The organism is Streptomyces sp. RLB3-17 (assembly GCF_007113425.2).
GTDB lineage: Bacteria > Actinomycetota > Actinomycetes > Streptomycetales > Streptomycetaceae > Streptomyces > Streptomyces mirabilis_D.
Genome location: NZ_CP041610.2, coordinates 7,749,581 through 7,767,985, shown reverse-complemented (window position 1 = coordinate 7,767,985; position 18,405 = coordinate 7,749,581). Strand labels below are relative to the sequence as shown.

13 protein-coding genes are annotated in these 18,405 nt (G+C 71.2%); 2 read left to right on the top strand and 11 right to left on the bottom strand.

All coding sequences use genetic code 11. The features are described from left to right. Positions 1-276: 276 nt before the first annotated feature. The 5 genes from ilvC to FNV62_RS35150 form a co-directional block, all read right to left on the bottom strand. Complete coding sequence (ilvC, locus tag FNV62_RS35170) at positions 277-1,275, bottom strand: ketol-acid reductoisomerase (RefSeq protein ID WP_054234574.1); 999 nt, start codon at positions 1,273-1,275, stop codon at positions 277-279. 115 nt (positions 1,276-1,390) lie between these two features. Then, entirely contained in the window at positions 1,391-1,921 is a 531-nt protein-coding gene (ilvN, locus tag FNV62_RS35165) for an acetolactate synthase small subunit (protein ID WP_054234575.1), read from the bottom strand. Positions 1,922-1,948: 27 nt separating this feature from the next. Further along, a complete protein-coding gene (locus tag FNV62_RS35160) occupies positions 1,949-3,805 on the bottom strand; it encodes an acetolactate synthase large subunit (protein ID WP_054234576.1) in 1,857 nt (618 codons plus the stop codon). A gap of 226 nt (positions 3,806-4,031) precedes the next feature. Continuing rightward, on the bottom strand, positions 4,032-7,082 hold the full coding sequence (locus tag FNV62_RS35155; RefSeq protein ID WP_179858286.1) for a putative bifunctional diguanylate cyclase/phosphodiesterase: 3,051 nt from the start codon (positions 7,080-7,082) through the stop codon (positions 4,032-4,034). A 365-nt stretch (positions 7,083-7,447) separates the two neighbouring features. Then, entirely contained in the window at positions 7,448-8,389 is a 942-nt protein-coding gene (locus FNV62_RS35150) for a 2-hydroxyacid dehydrogenase (RefSeq protein ID WP_143603006.1), read from the bottom strand. A 76-nt stretch (positions 8,390-8,465) separates the two neighbouring features. On the opposite strand from FNV62_RS35150, the gene FNV62_RS35145 reads away from it, so the two are divergent. Both FNV62_RS35145 and FNV62_RS35140 read left to right on the top strand, forming a co-directional pair. Then, a complete protein-coding gene (locus FNV62_RS35145; protein ID WP_143603005.1) occupies positions 8,466-9,473 on the top strand; it encodes an aldo/keto reductase in 1,008 nt (335 codons plus the stop codon). A 117-nt stretch (positions 9,474-9,590) separates the two neighbouring features. Continuing rightward, a complete protein-coding gene (locus tag FNV62_RS35140; RefSeq protein WP_351758385.1) occupies positions 9,591-10,745 on the top strand; it encodes a PQQ-dependent sugar dehydrogenase in 1,155 nt (384 codons plus the stop codon). 27 nt (positions 10,746-10,772) lie between these two features. Here the strand turns inward: FNV62_RS35140 and FNV62_RS35135 are convergent, their stop codons facing one another. The 6 genes from FNV62_RS35135 to FNV62_RS35110 all read right to left on the bottom strand — a co-directional run bounded on the left by FNV62_RS35135 (position 10,773) and on the right by FNV62_RS35110 (position 18,166). Beyond that, positions 10,773-11,009 carry a DUF6191 domain-containing protein gene (locus tag FNV62_RS35135; RefSeq protein WP_054234580.1) on the bottom strand — a complete coding sequence of 79 codons (237 nt, stop codon included), beginning with the start codon at positions 11,007-11,009 and terminating at the stop codon, positions 10,773-10,775. Positions 11,010-11,047: 38 nt separating this feature from the next. After that, positions 11,048-14,131 (bottom strand): helix-turn-helix transcriptional regulator, encoded by a 3,084-nt coding sequence (locus tag FNV62_RS35130; RefSeq protein WP_164331814.1) that lies wholly within the window; start codon positions 14,129-14,131, stop codon positions 11,048-11,050. 146 nt (positions 14,132-14,277) lie between these two features. Continuing rightward, the gene (locus FNV62_RS35125) at positions 14,278-14,475 is read right to left on the bottom strand and encodes a hypothetical protein (protein ID WP_143603003.1); all 198 of its coding nucleotides are present in this window, start codon (positions 14,473-14,475) and stop codon (positions 14,278-14,280) included. A gap of 221 nt (positions 14,476-14,696) precedes the next feature. Further along, positions 14,697-15,302, bottom strand: a complete 606-nt coding sequence (locus FNV62_RS35120; RefSeq protein WP_143603002.1) for a hypothetical protein — start codon at positions 15,300-15,302, stop codon at positions 14,697-14,699. Between the two features lie 64 nt (positions 15,303-15,366). Then, complete coding sequence (locus FNV62_RS35115; RefSeq protein WP_054234584.1) at positions 15,367-15,933, bottom strand: GNAT family N-acetyltransferase; 567 nt, start codon at positions 15,931-15,933, stop codon at positions 15,367-15,369. Next, the gene (locus FNV62_RS35110; RefSeq protein WP_143609287.1) at positions 15,911-18,166 is read right to left on the bottom strand and encodes an MMPL family transporter; all 2,256 of its coding nucleotides are present in this window, start codon (positions 18,164-18,166) and stop codon (positions 15,911-15,913) included. The genes FNV62_RS35115 and FNV62_RS35110 overlap by 23 nt, the downstream gene beginning before the upstream one ends. Positions 18,167-18,405: the final 239 nt, after the last annotated feature.

Sequence of the window (18,405 nt, the reverse complement as noted above, 5' to 3'; positions counted from 1 at the left end):
TACTTGGGCCTTTGGCCGGTGCGGCGAGAGTGCGTGCCGGGCGGCGTGGGGGCGGGCCTACATTTCTTCGGGGTCGCTCGAGCCGCGTGGAAGACGCACGACGCTGTGGGCCTGACGCGTATGTTGTGCAGCAGTGTAGTGCCGCTACGGGGGCCTTCTTGCGCCTCCGTGGAAGGATCACCCGTCCGTGGCTGGACGGGGTGTCGCGCTCCCGGGCGTTACCCAGGGTTGACCGAAGGGGCCGGAGCGGATGCTCCGGCCCCTCGGCCGTACGGCTTACGCCTCGTCGTTGACCCACGACATGAGCTTGCGGAGCTCCTTGCCGGTGGTCTCCAGGAGGCTGTTCTCGTCCTGCGTCTTGTACTCGTTGTACTTCTTCAGGCCGGAGTGGTACTCCTCCATCCAGTTCTTGGCGAAGGTGCCGTCCTGGATCTCCGCGAGGACCTTCTTCATCTCGGCCTTGGTGGCGTCCGTGATGATCCGCGGGCCGGTCACGTAGTCGCCCCACTCGGCGGTCTCGGAGACCGACCAGCGCATCTTCTCCAGGCCGCCCTCGTACATGAGGTCGACGATGAGCTTCAGCTCGTGGAGGCACTCGAAGTACGCGATCTCCGGCTGGTAGCCGGCCTCGGTCAGCGTCTCGAAGCCCGCCTTGACCAGCGCCGCGGTGCCACCGCAGAGAACGGCCTGCTCACCGAACAGGTCGGTCTCGGTCTCCTCCGTGAAGGTCGTCTTGATGACGCCCGCGCGGGTGCCGCCGATGCCCTTGGCGTAGGAGAGGGCGAGCGGGAAGGCGCTGCCCGTGGAGTCCTGCTCGACGGCCGCGATGCAGGGAACGCCGCGACCCTCCTCGTACTGGCGGCGCACCAGGTGGCCCGGGCCCTTGGGGGCGACCATGCACACGTCGATGCCGGCCGGGGGCTTGATGAAGCCGAAGCGGATGTTCAGACCGTGGCCGAAGAACAGCGCGTCGCCGTCCTTCAGGTTGTCCTTGATGGACTCCTCGTAGACCTGGGCCTGGATCGGGTCCGGCACCAGGATCATGATGACGTCGGCCTCGGCCGCGGCCTCCGACGGCGTCACCACGCGAAGGCCCTGCTCCTCGGCCTTGGCCTTGGACTTGGAGCCCTCGTGCAGACCGACGCGGACGTCGACACCCGAGTCGCGCAGCGACAGCGCGTGGGCGTGGCCCTGGCTGCCGTAGCCGATGACCGCGACCTTGCGGCCCTGGATGATGGACAGGTCGGCGTCGTCGTCGTAGAACAGCTCGGCCACTGGGGTTCTCCTTGGTGTGCGGTGTTGCGTCCCACCGTACGGCGGGCGGGGGAAGGGAAGTTTTCGGGTCTCGGTATACGGGCGGTCGGTGATCGCCGACCGCCCCTACCAAGGATCAGGCTGATCGGTCGAGCGCGCGAAGCGAGCGGTCCGTGATCGAACGCGCCCCGCGTCCGATCGCGATCGTGCCGGACTGGACGAGCTCCTTGATGCCGAACGGCTCCAGCATCTTGAGCATGGCCTCCAGCTTGTCGCTGCCGCCGGTGGCCTCGATGGTGACGGCCTCCGGTGAGACGTCCACGGTCTTGGCGCGGAACAGCTGGACGATCTCGACGATCTGGGAGCGCGTCTCGTTGTCGGCGCGCACCTTCACCAGAACGAGTTCGCGCTGCACCGCCGAGCCGGGTTCCAGTTCGACGATCTTCAGCACGTTGACGAGCTTGTTGAGCTGCTTGGTGACCTGTTCGAGCGGCAGCGCCTCGATCACGTTCACCACGATGGTGATGCGCGAGATGTCGGGGTGCTCGGTGACACCGACGGCGAGCGAGTCGATGTTGAAGCCGCGGCGGGAGAACAGGGCGGTGATCCGGGCGAGGACACCCGGCTTGTTCTCGACGAGGACGGAGAGGGTGTGCTTGGTGCTCATGGTGGTGGACTCGGCTCTCTCTCGGTCTCAGTCGTCTTCGTTGTCGCCGAAGTCGGGGCGGACGTCCCGGGCGGCCATGATCTCGTCGTTCGAGGTGCCGGCGGCGACCATCGGCCACACCATGGCGTCCTCGTGCACGATGAAGTCGACCACGACCGGGCGGTCGTTGATCGAGTTCGCCTCCGCGATGACCTTGTCGAGGTCCTCGGGGGACTCACAGCGGATCGCGTGGCAGCCCATGGCCTCCGACAGCTTCACGAAGTCGGGGACGCGGGTGCCGGCGCTCGGCTGCTTGCCGTCCGCGTCCGGGCCGGAGTGCAGCACGGTGTTGGAGTAGCGCTGGTTGTAGAAGAGGGTCTGCCACTGGCGGACCATCCCGAGGGCGCCGTTGTTGATGATGGCGACCTTGATCGGGATGTTGTTCAGGGCGCAGGTGGTGAGCTCCTGATTGGTCATCTGGAAGCAGCCGTCACCGTCGATCGCCCAGACCGTCCTGTCCGGCTGACCGGCCTTGGCGCCCATCGCGGCCGGGACCGCGTAGCCCATCGTTCCGGCGCCGCCGGAGTTCAGCCAGGTCGCGGGCTGCTCGTACTGGACGTAGTGCGCGGCCCACATCTGGTGCTGGCCGACGCCCGCCGCGAAGATGGTGCCCTCGGGGGCGAGCTGTCCGATGCGCTCGATGACCTGCTGCGGGGACAGGGAGCCGTTGTCCGGCTGCTCGTAGCCCAGCGGGTAGGTCTCGCGCCAGCGGTTGAGGTCCTTCCACCAGGCGGCGTAGTCGCCGGCGTGGCCCTCGCTGTGCTCCTTCTGCACGGCCTGGACCAGGTCGGCGATGACCTCGCGGGCGTCACCGACGATCGGCACGTCCGCGGCGCGGTTCTTGCCGATCTCGGCCGGGTCGATGTCGGCGTGGACGATCTTGGCGTACGGGGCGAAGCTGTCCAGCTTGCCGGTGACGCGGTCGTCGAAGCGGGCTCCGAGGGCGACGATCAGGTCGGCCTTCTGCAGCGCGGTGACGGCGGTGACCGCACCGTGCATGCCCGGCATTCCCACGTGCAGCGGGTGGCTGTCGGGGAATGCGCCGAGCGCCATCAGGGTGGTGGTGACGGGCGCTCCGGTGAGTTCCGCGAGGACCTTCAGCTCGGCGGTGGCCTTGGCCTTGAGGACGCCGCCGCCGACGTAGAGGACGGGCCGCTTGGCCTGGGTGATCAGCTTGGCGGCCTCGCGGATCTGCTTGGCGTGCGGCTTGGTCACCGGGCGGTAGCCGGGCAGGTCCTGGGTGGGCGGCCACTGGAAGGTGGTCTGCGCCTGGAGGGCGTCCTTGGCGATGTCGACGAGGACGGGGCCCGGGCGGCCGGTGGAGGCGATGTGGAAGGCCTCCGCGATCGTCCTCGGGATGTCCTCGGCCTTGGTCACCAGGAAGTTGTGCTTGGTGATCGGCATGGTGATGCCGACGATGTCCGCCTCCTGGAAGGCGTCCGTGCCGATCGCCTTGGACGCGACCTGCCCGGTGATCGCCACGAGCGGCACCGAGTCCATGTGCGCGTCCGCGATCGGCGTCACCAGGTTGGTGGCACCCGGGCCGCTGGTCGCCATGCAGACGCCGACCTTGCCGGTGGCCTGCGCGTAACCGGTGGCCGCGTGACCCGCGCCCTGCTCGTGCCGCACGAGCACGTGCCGCACACGCGTGGAGTCCATCAGCGGGTCGTACGCCGGAAGGATCGCGCCGCCGGGAATGCCGAATACCGTCTCGGCCCCGACCTCCTCAAGCGAGCGGATGAGGGACTGCGCTCCCGTGACGTGCTCGGGGGCGGACTGCTGTCCTCCGGAACGGGGCCGCGGCTGCGGGTGATGGGCCCCGGTGGCCTGCTCGGTCATCGGCATTCTCTTCTCGATGCTGAGGGTTTTTGCGAGTTTTGTGCGATGTACGACTGGTGCCTGTGCAACAAAAAACCCCTCGTGCCGTGAGGCAAGCGAGGGGAGCGCGCCGGGTGCGGTCGCTGGGTGTTCCGGGTCCGTCCGGTGGCCACCAGCTTCAGCCGACGCGCTTTCCAAGTACGAGAATTCGGGTGCGCATGGCATTGACCCTCCCCCCGGCACGCACTGACTGTCAAGTGGGTGGGACGGGAGTCTCATTATGTGAGCGGAGGGCCGTACCGCCCCCGAAAACTGCGGGCACACCACTCGTATACACCCCCGCGCCGCCGCCCGCGAACGCGGGCTCGGCCGGGCCGTGCGGCACCGGGTAGTGGCCGCAGGACAGCGCTCTGCGCAGCCGGTACTCGTCGAGCGGACCGGAGAAGGCCATGCCCTGTCCGTGCGTGCAGCCCATCGCGCGCAGGGCGACGACCTGCTCGGGCAGGTCCACACCGTCGGCCACGGACTGCAGCCCGAGGTCGGTGGCGATCCGCAGCAGCCCGCTGGTGATCTTGTGCAGCCGGGCGGACTCGACGACACCCTCCACGAGGCCCCGGTCGAGCTTCAGTACGTCGACGGGCAGCCTTCTGAGCGTAGTGATGGCCGCGTAACCACTGCCGAATCCGTCCAGGGCGATCCGGACGCCGAGCCGTCGCAGCGCGTTCAGCCGCCGCTCCAGCTCGTCCAGGGAGACCCTGGGGTCGGTGTCGGCCAGCTCGACGATCAGGGAGCCGGAGGCGAGCCCGTGCCGGGTCAGCAGGGCCTCCACGGAGCCGAGAGGCATCGAGCGGTCCAGCAGACGCCGGGCGCTCATCCGCACGGCGACGGGCACCGTGACACCCGCGGCGGCCCGCTCGACGGCCTGCTCGACCGCTTCCTCGAGCATCCATCGGCCCAGCTCGGCGGTCTTGTCGCTGTCCTCGGCGACGCGCAGGAACTCCGCCGGTGTGAAGAGCACCCCTTGGGAGGAACGCCAGCGGGCCTGGGCGGTGACCGTCACGATCCGGCCGTTCCCTAGGCAGACCACGGGCTGGTGGAGCAGTGCGAACTCGCCGTCCTGGAGCGCGGAGCGCAGCCGGGTGGCCAGCTCCGCCTTCCGTACGACGTCCTGCTGCATCTGGGGCGCGTACAGCTCGACGCGGCCCTTTCCCGCCGCCTTGGCCCGGTACATGGCGAGGTCGGCGTTGCGCAGCAACTCGCCCGCCCCCAGGCCCGGTTCGGCGAAGCCGACGCCGATGGACGCGGCGACGCGGACATCGTTGCCGCCGATGGCGTACGGCTGGGAGAGCTTGATCCGCAGCCGGTCGGCGAGCTCCAGGATCTGCTGTTCGCGCGCGCCCCGGTCGCCGCTGCCGTCGCCGACGATGAGCGCCGCGAACTCGTCGCCGCCGAGGCGGGCGGCGGTGTCGCCCTGCCGCACCGAGTCCTGGAGTCTGCGGGCGGCCTGGACGAGGAGCTCGTCGCCGGCCTGGTGCCCGATCGTGTCGTTGACGGCCTTGAAGCCGTCGAGGTCGATGAAGAGGACGGCCGTGCCGCGCAGCGCGGCGCCGCGGTCGGTGGAACGGCGGCCGGACAGGGCCTGCTGGACGCGCCGGGTGAACAGCGCGCGGTTGGGCAGGTCGGTGAGCGGATCGTGTTCGGCGTTGTGCTGGAGCTGCGCCTGGAGCCGGACCCGCTCGGTCACGTCACGGCTGTTGAAGATGAGGCCGCCGTGGTGTCGGTTGACGGTGGACTCCACATTGAGCCAGCCGCCGTCGCCGGACTTGAAGCGGCACTCGATGCGGGTGGTGGGCTCCTCCAGGTGGCTTGCGGCCAGGAAGCGGCGCACCTCGTGCACCACGCAGCCGAGGTCCTCGGGGTGGATGAGGGAGGCGAGCTCGGAGCCGACGAGCTCCTCGGCGTTGCGGCCGTAGACCCCGGCGGCGGCCGGGCTGACGTACCGCAGGATGCCGTTCGGTGCGGCGATCATGATGACGTCGCTGGAGCCCTGCACCAGGGAGCGGAAGTGGTTCTCCTGCTGGGCCAGCTCCTGGGTGAGGGTGATGTTGTCGAGCAGCATGATGCCCTGGCGCACCACGAGGGCGAGGACGACGAGGCCGGCCGTGATGAGCACGACGCGGTCGACGCTGCGGCCGTTCAGGACGTTGTAGAGAATGCCCAGCGTGCACACGGCGGCGGCCAGGTAGGGCGTGAGTGCGGCCAGTGATCCGGCGATCGGACGGGTGGTCGGGTATCGGTTGTGGCCACCGTCCTGGGGTTCCTGAGCCCCCTGAGGTTCCTGATGCCCTTGAGATCCCTGAGACCCCTGAGGAGATCCCTGAGACCCCTGAGATCCCTGGGTGATCCCTGGTCCGCCCTGGCGGGGCCCCGGGATGTGCTCGTGCACCACGCGCGCGTGCCCGTCCCTACGGGGCTCCTCCGTGCCGTGGCCGTCGGCGACCGGCTGCCCGGGCCGGGGACCGACCCACGGGGCGTACGCGAGGAGCAGTGACCCGGCGAACCAGCCCGCGTCGAGGAGCTGCCCGGAGTGGTAGTTGTTGTGCAGGAGGGGCGAGGTGAACAGGGCGTCGCACATCACGGTCAGGGCGAGCGCGCCGATCGCGGTGTTCACCGCCGAGCGGTTCACCGACGAGCGCCTGAAGTGCAGCGCGAGCACCATGCTGACCAGGGCGATGTCCAGCAGCGGGTACGCCAGCGAGAGCGCGGTGTGCGCGACGCTCGGCCCGTCGAACTTCGCCGCCTGGGCGAGCGCGAGGCTCCAGGACAGCGTGAGCAGGGAACCGCCGATCAGCCAGGAGTCGAGCGCCAGGCAGACCCAACCCGCCTTGGTCACGGGCCTCTTGGCTAGCACGAGCAGTCCTACGATGGCGGGCGGAGCGAAACAGAGGAAGAAGAGATCGGCGTAGCTGGGACTCGGGACCTGGCGGTCGAGGACGACCTCGTACCACCCCCAGACTCCGTTGCCCAGCGAGGCCATGGTGGAGGAGAGCGCGAACAGCAGCCACGCGGGTCGAAAGCGGCTGCGGCGGCTGCGGGCGTAGAGGAAGCAGGAGACCGCGGCGGTCCCCGCGGCGGCGCTCAGCCCGAAGTCGCCCATGAACAGCGCGAGGCCCGCGGAGCCCCAGCCGAGCGCGGAACCGAAGGCGTAGCCCGCGCACACCAGGGCCAGCACCAGTTGCGGAATCAGGCCCGTCCCAGCGCCGTACAACTGCCGACGGGACAGCAGCGCCCCGGGGGAGCTCACCGGGTCCACCCGGTCCGCGCGGTGTGCGCTGGGTGCGCATGCCTTCTGCGGCCGCTGTGCCCGCGGTGGTGATGGCCACCGTGACCACCATGGCCGCTGTGGCCGCGTCTGCGCGTGGCCGCGCGCCAGGGTCGTCGGCGGCCCCGCCGCGTCGGATCGTTGGTCCATAGGCCGTGCATCGCCCGTCGCCCCCCTCGCAGTCCGAATGTCCATCCCCGGCGCCGAACGGTGCGCGGCGCAGCCCCTGTCGGGACGATACACCAGTCTCGTCACTCAGGGACATAGTGCCTCTACGCTCCGTGACGATCAGCGGCGGCGCGGACACCGCCCGCATCCGCCGGACTGCGGAGGGTGTCCGAAGCCGGCTACGCGCCCGTCGTAAGGACCACGTTGCCCAGGGGTTCCCGGTTCACGAAACGATTCAACTGCGCGGTCAGAAGCCGCTTGGCGCGCGGCAGGAACGCGGAGGTGGGGCCGCCGACATGGGGGCTGATGAGCGCGCCGGGCGTCTGCCACAAGGGATGTCCCTGGGGCAGCGGCTCCGGATCGGTCACGTCGAGGGCCGCGGTGAGGCGCCCACTGTCCAGCTCGGCGAGCAGCGCCTTGGTGTCGACGACGGGTCCGCGGGCGACGTTCACCAGCAGTGCGCCGTCCTTCATCCCGGCCAGGAACTCGGCGTTCACCAGGCCCCGTGTGCTGTCGGTGAGGGGCGTGGAGAGCACCACGATGTCGGCCTCGGGGAGCAGTGCGGGCAGTTCCGTGAGTGGGTGCACCGGACCGCGCGCCGTGGTGCGCTCGGAGCGCGCGACGCGCGCCACCCGCGCTACTTCGAAGGGCGTGAGCCGGTCCTCGATCGCGGATCCGATCGAGCCATAGCCCACGATCAGTACGGACTTGTCGGCCAGCGCCGGATGGAATCCGGCGTGCCACTCCCCCTTGTCCTGCGCCCGTACGAAGCCGGGGACGCCCCGCAGCGAGGCGAGGATCAGCGTGAGCGCGAGCTCGGCCGTGCTCGCCTCGTGCACTCCGCGTGCGTTGCACAACTGCACACCCGCGGGCAGGGACTGCACGCCCTGCAGAACGTGGTCGACCCCGGCGGAGAGAGTCTGCACGACCCGCAGGGAGGTCATTTCGGCCAGCGGCCGCTGCCCGACGCCGGGCGCCTTCATATAGGGGACGACGTAGAACTCGCAGTGCGCGGGGTCCGCGGGAAACTCCTGGTCGCCGTCCCAGAAGCGGTAGCTCAGGCCCTCGGGGAGGCCCTCGATCTCGTCGGCGTGAAAGGGAAGCCACACATCGGAAGTCATGCTCAGGAGGCTATGCCAGGCGCCTGGTCGCGCAGAGGTTAGGTTGGGGTGCCGGAAGAAGGAGGGTCAGGGCCAGGTGGAGCGCAGGACGATCGGCGCGGCAACGCTCGATGTGGGGGCGATCGGGCTCGGGTGCATGCCGATGAGCTGGGCGTACACCTGTTCGCGACAGCGCGGTGAGGAGTCGCTGCGCGCGGTGCACGCGGCGCTCGACCGGGGGTCGACGCTGCTCGACACGGCCGACATGTACGGGCCGTTCACCAACGAGCTGCTGGTGGGGCGGGTGTTGAAGGAGCGGCGCTCCGAGGCCTTCGTGTCGACGAAGGTGGGGCTGCTGGTGGGCGAGCAGCACATCGTGGCCAATGGGCGCCCCGGCTATGTGCGGCGGGCGTGCGACGCTTCTCTGCGCCGCCTCCAGACCGATGTGATCGACCTGTACCAACTGCACCGCGCGGACCCGGAGGTTCCGGTCGAGGAGACGTGGGGCGCGATGGCCGACCTGGTGTCGGCCGGAAAGGTGCGCTCGCTCGGGCTGTGCGCGGTGGGCGCCAGGTCCGCCCGTCGCGCGGGGGCGCGGCTGCACGACGGAACGATCCGGCAACTGGAGCGGGTGCAGCAGGTGTTCCCGGTGAGCGCGGTGGAGGCGGAGCTGTCGGTGTGGTCGACGGAGGCGCTGGACGCGCTGCTGCCGTGGTGCGCGGCGCGCGGGGTGGGCTTCCTGGCGGCGATGCCCCTGGGCAACGGCTTTCTGACCGGCACGCTCACCCCCGGCGAGGGGTTCGAGCCCGATGACCTGCGCGCCCGCCACCCCCGCTTCACGGCCGAGATGATGGCCGCGAACCAGCCCATCGTCGTCGGGCTGCGGCGCGTCGCCCGGCGCCACGGCCTGCTCGGGAACACGGTCACGCCGGCCCAGGTGGCCCTGGCCTGGGTGCTGGCCCAGGGACGGCACGTGGTCCCGGTGCCGGGGGCCAAGCGGGAACGGTGGGTCACGGAGAACGCCGGGGCGGCGGAGCTGCGGCTGACGGCGGAGGACCTGGCGGAGGTGGCGGCGCTGCCGGGGGCCCGGGGATCCTGGGACTGAGGCCGCCCCGCTCCGGAGGGACCGGGTGTTCGGGTTCGGGAACCCCTGGGACTCGCGCGGTGTATGAACAGTAGGACCGCCGCGTCGAAGGGACCTCTGATCGTGCAACGTCGAGTGATGAAGGCCGTGTTGGCCGCGGCAGCGCTGGTGGTGACGGCCGGCTGTTCCTCCGGTGGCGGAGGAGGGGCGCCGATCGGCGGCCTGAGCCCGTCGTCGAGCGGTGGTACGGGGACGGGGGCGTCGTCCGCCCCGCGGGCCACCGAGACGGCCGCGCCCGCCAAGGGCTCGGTGAAGGTGCTGCGCACCGTCACCGAGAACCTCAAGTCGCCCTGGGGCCTGGCGCCGCTGCCGGAGGGCGGCCTGCTGGTGTCCTCGCGGGACGAGGGGACGATCACCCGGGTCGACGAGAAGACCGGCAAGAAGACCGAGCTGGGCCAGGTGCCCGGCGTGGCCCCCGCCGGCGAGGGCGGCCTCCTCGGCATCGCGCTCTCCCCCGCGTACGCCTCCGACCACATGATCTACGCGTACTTCACGACGGCCTCGGACAACCGCATCGTCCGCATGCTGTACGACGAGAAGAAGCCGTCCGGGGAGCAGCTCGGGGCGCCGGACACGATCTTCAAGGGCATCCCCAAGGGGATGATCCACAACGGTGGGCGGATCGCCTTCGGCCCCGACCGGATGCTGTACGCGGGAGCGGGCGAGACGGGTGACCGGGGGCAGGCCCAGGACACGAAGGCGCTCGGCGGCAAGATCCTGCGGATGACGCCGGACGGCGATCCGGCACCCGGCAACCCCTTCGACAACTCGGTGGTCTACTCGTACGGCCATCGCAATGTGCAGGGCCTCGCCTGGGACGACAAGCAGCGGCTGTGGGCGTCCGAGTTCGGCCAGGACACCTGGGACGAGCTGAACCAGATCAAGCCGGGCGACAACTACGGCTGGCCGGTGGTCGAGGGCAGGAGCGACGACCCGAAGTACCACAACCCGGTCGCCCAGTGGCACACGGACCAGGCCTCCCCGAGCGGTATCGCCTACGCCGAGGGCTCCATCTGGATGGCGGGGCTGCGCGGCCAACGGCTGTGGCGCATCCCGTTGAAGGGCACGGAGGCCGCCGCCGCCCCGCAGGCCTTCCTGAAGGGCGAGTACGGCCGGCTGCGCACGGTGGTCCCGGCGGGCGGCGACAAGCTCTGGCTCGTGACGAGCGAGACGGACGGCCGCGGCAGCCCCGGCAAGGGCGACGACAGGATTCTGGAGCTGGAGGTGAAGTAGGCGCCCGGCCTCAGGACCCACCCGGCCTCAGGACTCGTCCGGCTCCGACACGGGTTCCTCCCCCGTGTCGCCCTGCCCGCCCTCCCGCTCCTGGTCTCGCTCCTGCTTGGGCAGCCGTACGACCACCTTGCCGGAGGTCAGGTCTATGGGGCCGCGGCCCGGGTCACCGTCGTTCAGGTCCACACGGCTCAGTTCGAGCCGCTTGCGTTCGTCGTTGGTGTGCTTGCGGCCTGGTGCGAAGAGCTCCTCGAACATGTTGAACACGGCGCCTCCCTCGGCCCGGGTCCCTGCCAGCGTATGCCTCAGCCCGCCGTCCGGGCCGTGGGGGCCTCCAGGGGGAACAACCGCAGTCGGTGCGCCAGCGCCGCCGCCTCCCCCCGGCCCGAGACGTCCAGCTTGGCCAGGATGTTCGAGACATGGACGCTGGCGGTCTTCGGGGAGATGAAGAGTTGCTCGGCGATCTGGCGGTTGCTGCGGCCGGCGGCGACCAGGCGCAGGACGTCGCGCTCACGGCTGGTGAGGCCGAGGGCCTCGGCGGGGTCGGCGGGAGCCGGGGCCGACGGCTCGGGAGCGCGGCCCAGGGCGAGGCGGGCCCGCTGGGCGAGGAGCGCGACGGTGTCGGCGAGCGGGCGGGCGCCGAGGTGGCCGGCCGCCGCCCCGGCCAGCCGCAGAAGCTCCGTGGCGCGGGCCCGGCCGTCCTCGTCGGCGCCCGCGATCAGCAGGGACTCGGCCAGACGGTACCGGACACGGGCGAGGTCGTAGGGGCGCTCCAGCGGTTCGAAGGCGGTGACCGCCTCGGACCACTCGTGCGGGTCGGCCGTGCCCTCGGCTCGGCGGAGCTCGGCGCGTACCCACTGTTCGTGGGCGAGCCAGACGGGCGCTCCGGTGGCCAGGGACTTGGCGGCCGTGCGCAGCCGCTCCAGGGTCCCGGCGCGGCCCGCCTCGGCGACGGGCAGTCCGCGGGCGTCGGCCTCCGCGGTGGCGGCGGCGAGCAGCAGCGGCCAGCCGTCGCGCTGGGTGCCGGGTGGGAAGCCCGCGTCGAGGGCGTCCTCCAGGGCGGCGCGGGCGTCGAGGAGGCGGCCCTCTCCGGCGGCGATGCCGATCGCGGTGCGGACCAGGGGCAGCGAGTGCTGCGGCATGGGGTCGTGGGTGCCGAAGTGGGCGCGGGCGGCGGCGAGTTGGCGTGCCGCTTCGGCGAGGTCGCCGCGGGCGAGCGCGAGGTCCGCGAGGCGCATGGCACCGCTGCCGGACGGTTTGCCGCTGAGCCCGACACCCAGCGCGTTGCGCGCGGCTTCGACGGCCTCGTCCCACTGGCCGAGCGCGTAGAGCGACTCCGAGAGGTTGCCCCACACCCAGGCCTCGGTGTCCAACAGCCCGGATTTTCTGGCGAGTTCGATGCCCTCGCGCAGGACCGTGACCGCTTCCCGGGAGCGGCCGACGGACTCCAGGTGGGAGGGCAGGTTGATGTGGACGCGCCCCGTGACCATGGAGGGGGCGTGCCGGAGCACCCGCTCCTTGACCACGTACATCTCCGCGATGCCCGTCTCCACGTCGCCCGCGTCGACCATCAGGCCGCCGAGCGTGAGCCGGGCGTTCAGCTCGATGTCCCGGGCGCCCACCATCCGCGCGTACTCCACGGCGCGCTCGGCGGCCGAGAGGGCGCCGGGACCCGGTTCGTGCAGGCTGCACCAGGCGGCGACCATGGAGAGCACCTCGGCGTGCACCTCCGACGGCGGCAGGCCGCGCACCAGGTCCTGGGCGGTGGCGAGTTCCGTCCAGCCGTCCCCGCGGGCCTGTGCCTGCACCAGGCGGGAGCGCTGGATCCAGAACCAGGCGGCACGGAGGGGGTCGTCCTCGTCCTCCAGGACGCGCAGCGCCCGCTTGGTGATCTTCAGGGCGCGCTCGCGCTCCCCGCACAGCCGGCCCGCGACGGCGGCCTCGGCCATCAGGTCGAGGTAGCGCAGGGGGGTGGTGGCCGGGTCGCAGCCACAGGGTGGGAAGACCTCCACGTAGTCGATGGGGCGCAGCTCGTCCCGTACGGCTTCGGGGGTGGCCTCCCACAGCTCCATCGCGCGCTCCAGGAGCCTGAGTTGCTCGGAGTGGGCGTGTCGGCGGCGGGCCTCGACAGAGGCGTCGAGGACGGCGGGGAGGGCCTTGGCGGCGTCGTGCGCGTGGTACCAGTAACTGGCCAGGCGGGTGGCGCGCTCGTCGGCCGGGACGAGGGTGGGGTCGGCCTCCAGGGCTTCGGCGTAGCGGCGGTTGAAACGGGAGCGCTCACCGGGGAGCAGGTCGTCGCTGACGGCCTCGCGGACCAGGGAGTGGCGGAATCGGTATCCGTCGCCGCCGGGTGAGGCGTGCAGGATGTTGGCGCCGACGGCGACGCGCAGCGCCTCGATGAGGTCGTCCTCGGCGAGCCGGGCGACGGCGGCGAGCAGCGGGTACTCGACGGTGGAGCCGCCCTCGGCGACGATCCGGGCGATGCGCTGGGCGCTCTCGGGAAGGCCTTCGACGCGGACGAGGAGCAGGTCGCGCAGGGAGTCGGTGAGCCCGGTGCGGCAGCCCTGGTGGGCGGCGACGGCGAGCTCCTCCACGAAGAACGCGTTGCCGTCGGAGCGTTCGAAGATGTCGTCGACCTGGGCGGGGTCGGGTTCGTGGGCGAGGATGCCGGCGATCTGCCGGCCGACCTCGGCGCGGCTGAAGCGGCCGAGTTCGATGCGGCGGACCGTGCGGAGGCGGTCGAGTTCGGCCAGCAGGGGGCGCAGGGGGTGGCGGCGGTGGATGTCGTCGGCGCGGTAGGTGGCGATGACGACGAGGCGGCCGCTGCGCAGGGTGCGGAAGAGGTAGGCCAGCAGGTGGCGGGTGGAGGCGTCGGCCCAGTGCAGGTCTTCGAGCGCGACGACGACGGTGCGGTCGGCGGCGACGCGCTCCAGGAGGCGGGCGGTGAGTTCGAAGAGGCGGGCCATGCCCTCCTCGTCGGGTCGGCCGCCGCGGCCGGTCTCGCCCAGCTCGGGCAGCAGCCGGGCCAGCTCGTCCTCCTGCCCGGCGGCCGCGGCGGCGAGCTCGTCGGGGAGCAGCCGGCGCAGGGCGCGCAGGGCGGTGGAGAACGGGGCGAAGGGCAGCCCGTCGGCGCCGATCTCCACACAGCCGCCGCTCACGAAGACGGCGCCCTCGCGGACCGCCGCGGTGGCGAACTCCTCGAGCAGGCGGGTCTTCCCGACCCCGGCCTCACCGCCGAGCAGCAACGCCTGCGGCTCTCCCCCAGTGCTCAAGGCCTGGGAGGCACCCCCGGTGACCGCACGGGCGAGCGCGTCGTGCAGGACGCCGAGTTCGTCGGTGCGGCCGACGAACACCGGGCTGACGGACCTGGTTTCCACAGGCCCGAGCATCGCACAGGGGTCTGACAGTGCGGCACTGGTTATCGAGCGGGCGACCGTCGCCCCCTTCGTGTGACGGGCGATCGCCGCCGGGTCGCGGCCGTCACCGCTCGCCGGGAGGCGGCCGACCCCCGTACGGCCGCCCCCCGCCCCCGCGCTCATGCGGCACGGGCGAACCGGTGCCGGCGGGGACGCGGGCTATGCGCCTGCCCCTCCGAGTCGTTCTGCCCGGACTCGCGCACGGCGGCGCGGCGGGCGGCGCGACGGCCACGGAGGGCTTCCTGCGCCTGGCGGTGGTCCTGTGCCTCGCGGATCAGCTCGTTGGATCGCATCTGCTGGAGCTCGTACTCGAACATGTCGTGTCCCTCGTGAGGAGTCGGTGTCGTCATCGCTTTCCGCGATGCCTCAACCTTCGTCTCCCAGGGGGGTGCGTCACATCGGGAGAGTTCCGCATCTTGCGCACGCGAAGGGCCTTAGGGCCGCCGTAAGTGGCTTACGGCGGCCCTAAGGCCCCTCAGAGGTACGGAGATCCAGCCGTGGTTCAGCCGGGGAATCGGCCGGGGATTCAGCCGTGGTTTCAGCTGGTGGACGGCAGTCCGAGAATGATGTCGGAGTACTTGGCGACGGCGAGGACCAGGCCGATCACGCCGAGCGAGACGCCGGCCCAGGCGACCGACTTGATCCAGGCGGCCTGCGGCTTGCCGGGGGCCCCGAAGGCAGGCCGGACCAGGACCACGACGCCGACGATCAACGCGGCGAGCGCGAAGAGGCCGCCGACCAGCGCGGTGGTCGCCCACGCGTCGCCGTAGACCTCCTTGACCTGCTTGGCGACGCTCGCGGTCGAGGAGGTCCCCAGCTGACCGACGAGGGTCTCGCGGGCGGCGGCCACGGTGGCGACCCAGCTGCCGGTGAGGGACACGACGCCAAGGCCCGCGGAGACGACGGCGGCGGCGCCCTGGCCGACGCCGGGGGTGCCCTTCTCGGCCTCGGGGGTGTCCTCGCCCTCCAGGGCCTCGGCGTCGAGGTCGTCCCGGTCCTCGGCGTCCTCGGCTTCGGCGTTGCCGGTCTCCTCGACCTCGGCGTCCGGCGCCTCCTCGGTCTTGGTGGCGTTCACGGTCTCCTCGTCGCTCTTTGCCTCGGTGCCGTTCGCGTCCACGGCTTCGTCAACTGTCTTGGTTCCCATGACCCGCACCGTACGGACGGAGTCTGAGAAGTCTCTTAATGATCGTTGCGAGCGGTGGCCAAGATCATCGTTGCTCACGCGCGCGTGCCGCCCGCCACTCGGGCGCGAGTACCGACCAGACCTCCATGTCGAGGCGTACGCCGCGGTGGGGGTAGCTCTCCCGCAGCACCGCGTCCCGGGTCATCCCGAGCCGCCGGGCGCCGTTCACACTCGGTACGTTCGCGGAGGCGGCGATCCACTCCACACGATGGATCCCGCGCTCCTCGACCGCCCAGTCGATGAGGATCCGCATCGCCCGGGTGACCAGACCGCGTCCGGTGCCGGCGGGTTCCAGCCAGCAGCCGACCTCGCAGTTGCCGTGCTCGGCGTCGAAGTTCAGGAAGAGCACCCCGCCGACGAGTTTCCCCTCCAGCCACAGGCCGTGCAGGGACCCGGTGTCGGCGGCGCGCATGTCGGCGTACCGCTGGAGTGTCTCCCGCGCGGAGGGCACGTCCGTGGCCTTGGACCCGAAGGGGATGTACTGCCCGATGAACTCCCTCCCCCGGTCCAGGTGCGCGAGGAACTCCTCCGCGTGCCAGGGCTCCAGGGGCCGCAGTTCCGCGCCGTCGTCACCCAGGGATATCGCGTACATCCCGTTGCCGCTCCTTCTCCAGCTCGTCCTCCAGTACGTCCGCCACCTCGGCGTCCGTCGCAGCGGCCAGCCTCTCATGGGCGGCGCGGCACTCGGGCGGTTCGACGCTGATGCGCGGCAGCCACCGGTCGAGCCGGCGGGGCAGCCACCAGTTGGCGCCGCCGAGCAGATGCATGAGGGCGGGGACCAGGAGGGTGCGCAGGACGAAGGCGTCGAGAGCGACGGCGGAGGCGAGGGCGATGCCGAACATCGCGATGACGCGGTCGCCGCTGAGCACGAAGGCGAGGAAGACCGAGATCATGATGACGGCGGCGGAGTTGATCACCCTGCTGGTCTCGGCGAGCCCGACCCGGACGGCACGCCGGTTGTCCCCGGTTTCCAGCCACTCCTCGTACATCCGGCTGACCAGGAAGACCTGGTAGTCCATGGAGAGCCCGAAGAGGACCGACACCATGATCACGGGAAGGAAGGGCTCGATCGGACCCGCGCGGCCGAGGCCCAGCAGCTCGCTCCCCCAGCCCCACTGGAAGATCGCGACGACCACCCCGAACGCGGCGGCCACGGCGGCGATGTTCATCACGGCTGCCTTCAGCGGGATGCCGAGCGAGCGGAAGGCGAGCAGGAGCAGGACGCAGCCGAGACCGATCACGACGCCCACGAAGAGGGGCAGTCTGCCGACGATGACGGCGGCGAAGTCGTCGTAGCTCGCCGTCACCCCGCCGACGCGCACGTCGAGCCCGCTGCCCGCCTCGACGCGTGGCAGCACCTCGGTGCGCAGCCGGTCCACGAGGTCGCTGGTCGTCTGGGACTGCGGCGCGGAGTCCGGGACGACGGTGAGGTACGCGGTGTCGCCCCCGGTGTCGTACGCCGCCGGGGTCACCGAGGCGACCCCGGCGGTCGCCCGGAGCGTGCCGTCCAGGCTGTCGAGGGCGAGTCTGTCCTCGGCGCCGCCGACGTGGGTGACCAGGGTCAGCGGCCCGTTCACGCCCGGCCCGAAGCCCTTGGCGAGGAGGTCGTACGCCTGCCGGGTGGTCGCCGACCTGGGGTTGTTGCCCTGGTCGGAGGTGCCGAGGTGGAGCGAGAGCGTGGGCAGCGCGAGCAGCGCCATGACGACCACGGCGACCGCGCCGAGCAGCTTGGGGTGGCGCTCCACGAACACCGACCAGCGGGCGGCGAGTCCGGTGGGGAGCTCCGGCTGGGGCCCGTGCTCGTACAGCCTGCGCCGCTCGCGTCGACTGAGGGCGCGCGGGCCGATGAAGGACAGCAGGGCGGGCAGCAGGGTCACGGAGGCCGCGACGGTGAGGACCACGGTCAAGGAGGCCGCGATCGCGACACCGTTCAGGAAGCTGAGCCGCAGGATGAGCATGCCGAGCAGGGCGATACAGACGGTGGCGCCCGCGAAGACGACCGCGCGGCCGGTGGTGGCGACGGCGTTGCGGGCCGCCTCGGCCACGGCCAGCCCGCGTTTCAGCCCGCGCCGGTGCCGGGTCACGATGAACAGCGCGTAGTCGATGCCGACGCCGAGGCCGATCAGCATGCCGAGCATGGGCGCGAAGTCGGCGACCGTCATCGCGTGCCCCAGGAGCACGATCGAGGCGTACGCCGTCCCGACGCCGACCAGGGCGGTGGCGATGGGCAGCAGGGAGGCGGCGAGCGAGCCGAAGGCGAGGAAGAGCACCACGGCGGCCACGACCACGCCGACGACCTCGGCGAGGTGCCCGCCGGAGGACTCCGTGAGCCCGATGGCGCTGCCGCCCAACTCCACCTGGAGCCCGTCGGTCTCGGCGGCCTTGGCGACGTCGACGACGGCCTGTGCCTCGCTCCTGGAGAGGTTGTCGGCCTGGTCGTCGAAGGTGACGGTGGCGTACGCCGTACGTCCGTCGCCGCTGATCCGGCCCGCGCCCTGCCCTTCGTAGGGGCTGACGACGGAGGCCACGCCGGGCAGCGCGGCGATCTCGTCGAGGGCGCGGGTCATGGTCTGTTCGACGGCGGCGGAGCGGACGGTGCCGGGGCCGGTGCGCCAGACGACGGTGTCGCTGTCGCCGCCGAGACCGGGGAAGCCCTGCCGCAGAAGCCGGTCGGCGCGGCCCGATTCGGTGCCGGGCACCTCGTAGTTGTTCGAGTACGCGGAGCCCGCGACGGCCGCGGCGGCGCTCACCCCGCCGAGGGCGAGGAGCCACAGCAGAACGGTGACGAGGCGGTGCCGTACACACCAGCGTGCAAGGGCTGCCAACGGACGAGCTCCCTGAGTGATTTATTGATCTTTACCGGGAGTTGCCCGCAAAGAACGCATGACGAATACGTCATCACTCTTGCAGCCAGAAGCGACCGTTCATCTCATTCGTGGGCCTGCTCACGAGAGTGCGAGTTAGTTCACACGACAATCCGATGAACTCTGTCGCACCAAGAGGCCCCGGGCACGCCTGGGGGGATGCATCGGAGCCGATGCATCCCCCCAGGTGGGTACTTGAC

Coding starts and splice junctions, on each gene's coding strand:
- ilvN (WP_054234575.1), bottom strand. CDS start 1,921: ATGAGCACCAAGCACACCCTCTCCGTCCTCGTCGAGAACAAGCCGGGT.
- FNV62_RS35150 (WP_143603006.1), bottom strand. CDS start 8,389: ATGACTTCCGATGTGTGGCTTCCCTTTCACGCCGACGAGATCGAGGGC.
- FNV62_RS35125 (WP_143603003.1), bottom strand. CDS start 14,475: ATGTTCGAGTACGAGCTCCAGCAGATGCGATCCAACGAGCTGATCCGC.
- FNV62_RS35130 (WP_164331814.1), bottom strand. CDS start 14,131: ATGCTCGGGCCTGTGGAAACCAGGTCCGTCAGCCCGGTGTTCGTCGGC.
- FNV62_RS35120 (WP_143603002.1), bottom strand. CDS start 15,302: ATGGGAACCAAGACAGTTGACGAAGCCGTGGACGCGAACGGCACCGAG.
- FNV62_RS35140 (WP_351758385.1), top strand. CDS start 9,591: ATGAAGGCCGTGTTGGCCGCGGCAGCGCTGGTGGTGACGGCCGGCTGT.
- FNV62_RS35160 (WP_054234576.1), bottom strand. CDS start 3,805: ATGCCGATGACCGAGCAGGCCACCGGGGCCCATCACCCGCAGCCGCGG.
- FNV62_RS35115 (WP_054234584.1), bottom strand. CDS start 15,933: ATGTACGCGATATCCCTGGGTGACGACGGCGCGGAACTGCGGCCCCTG.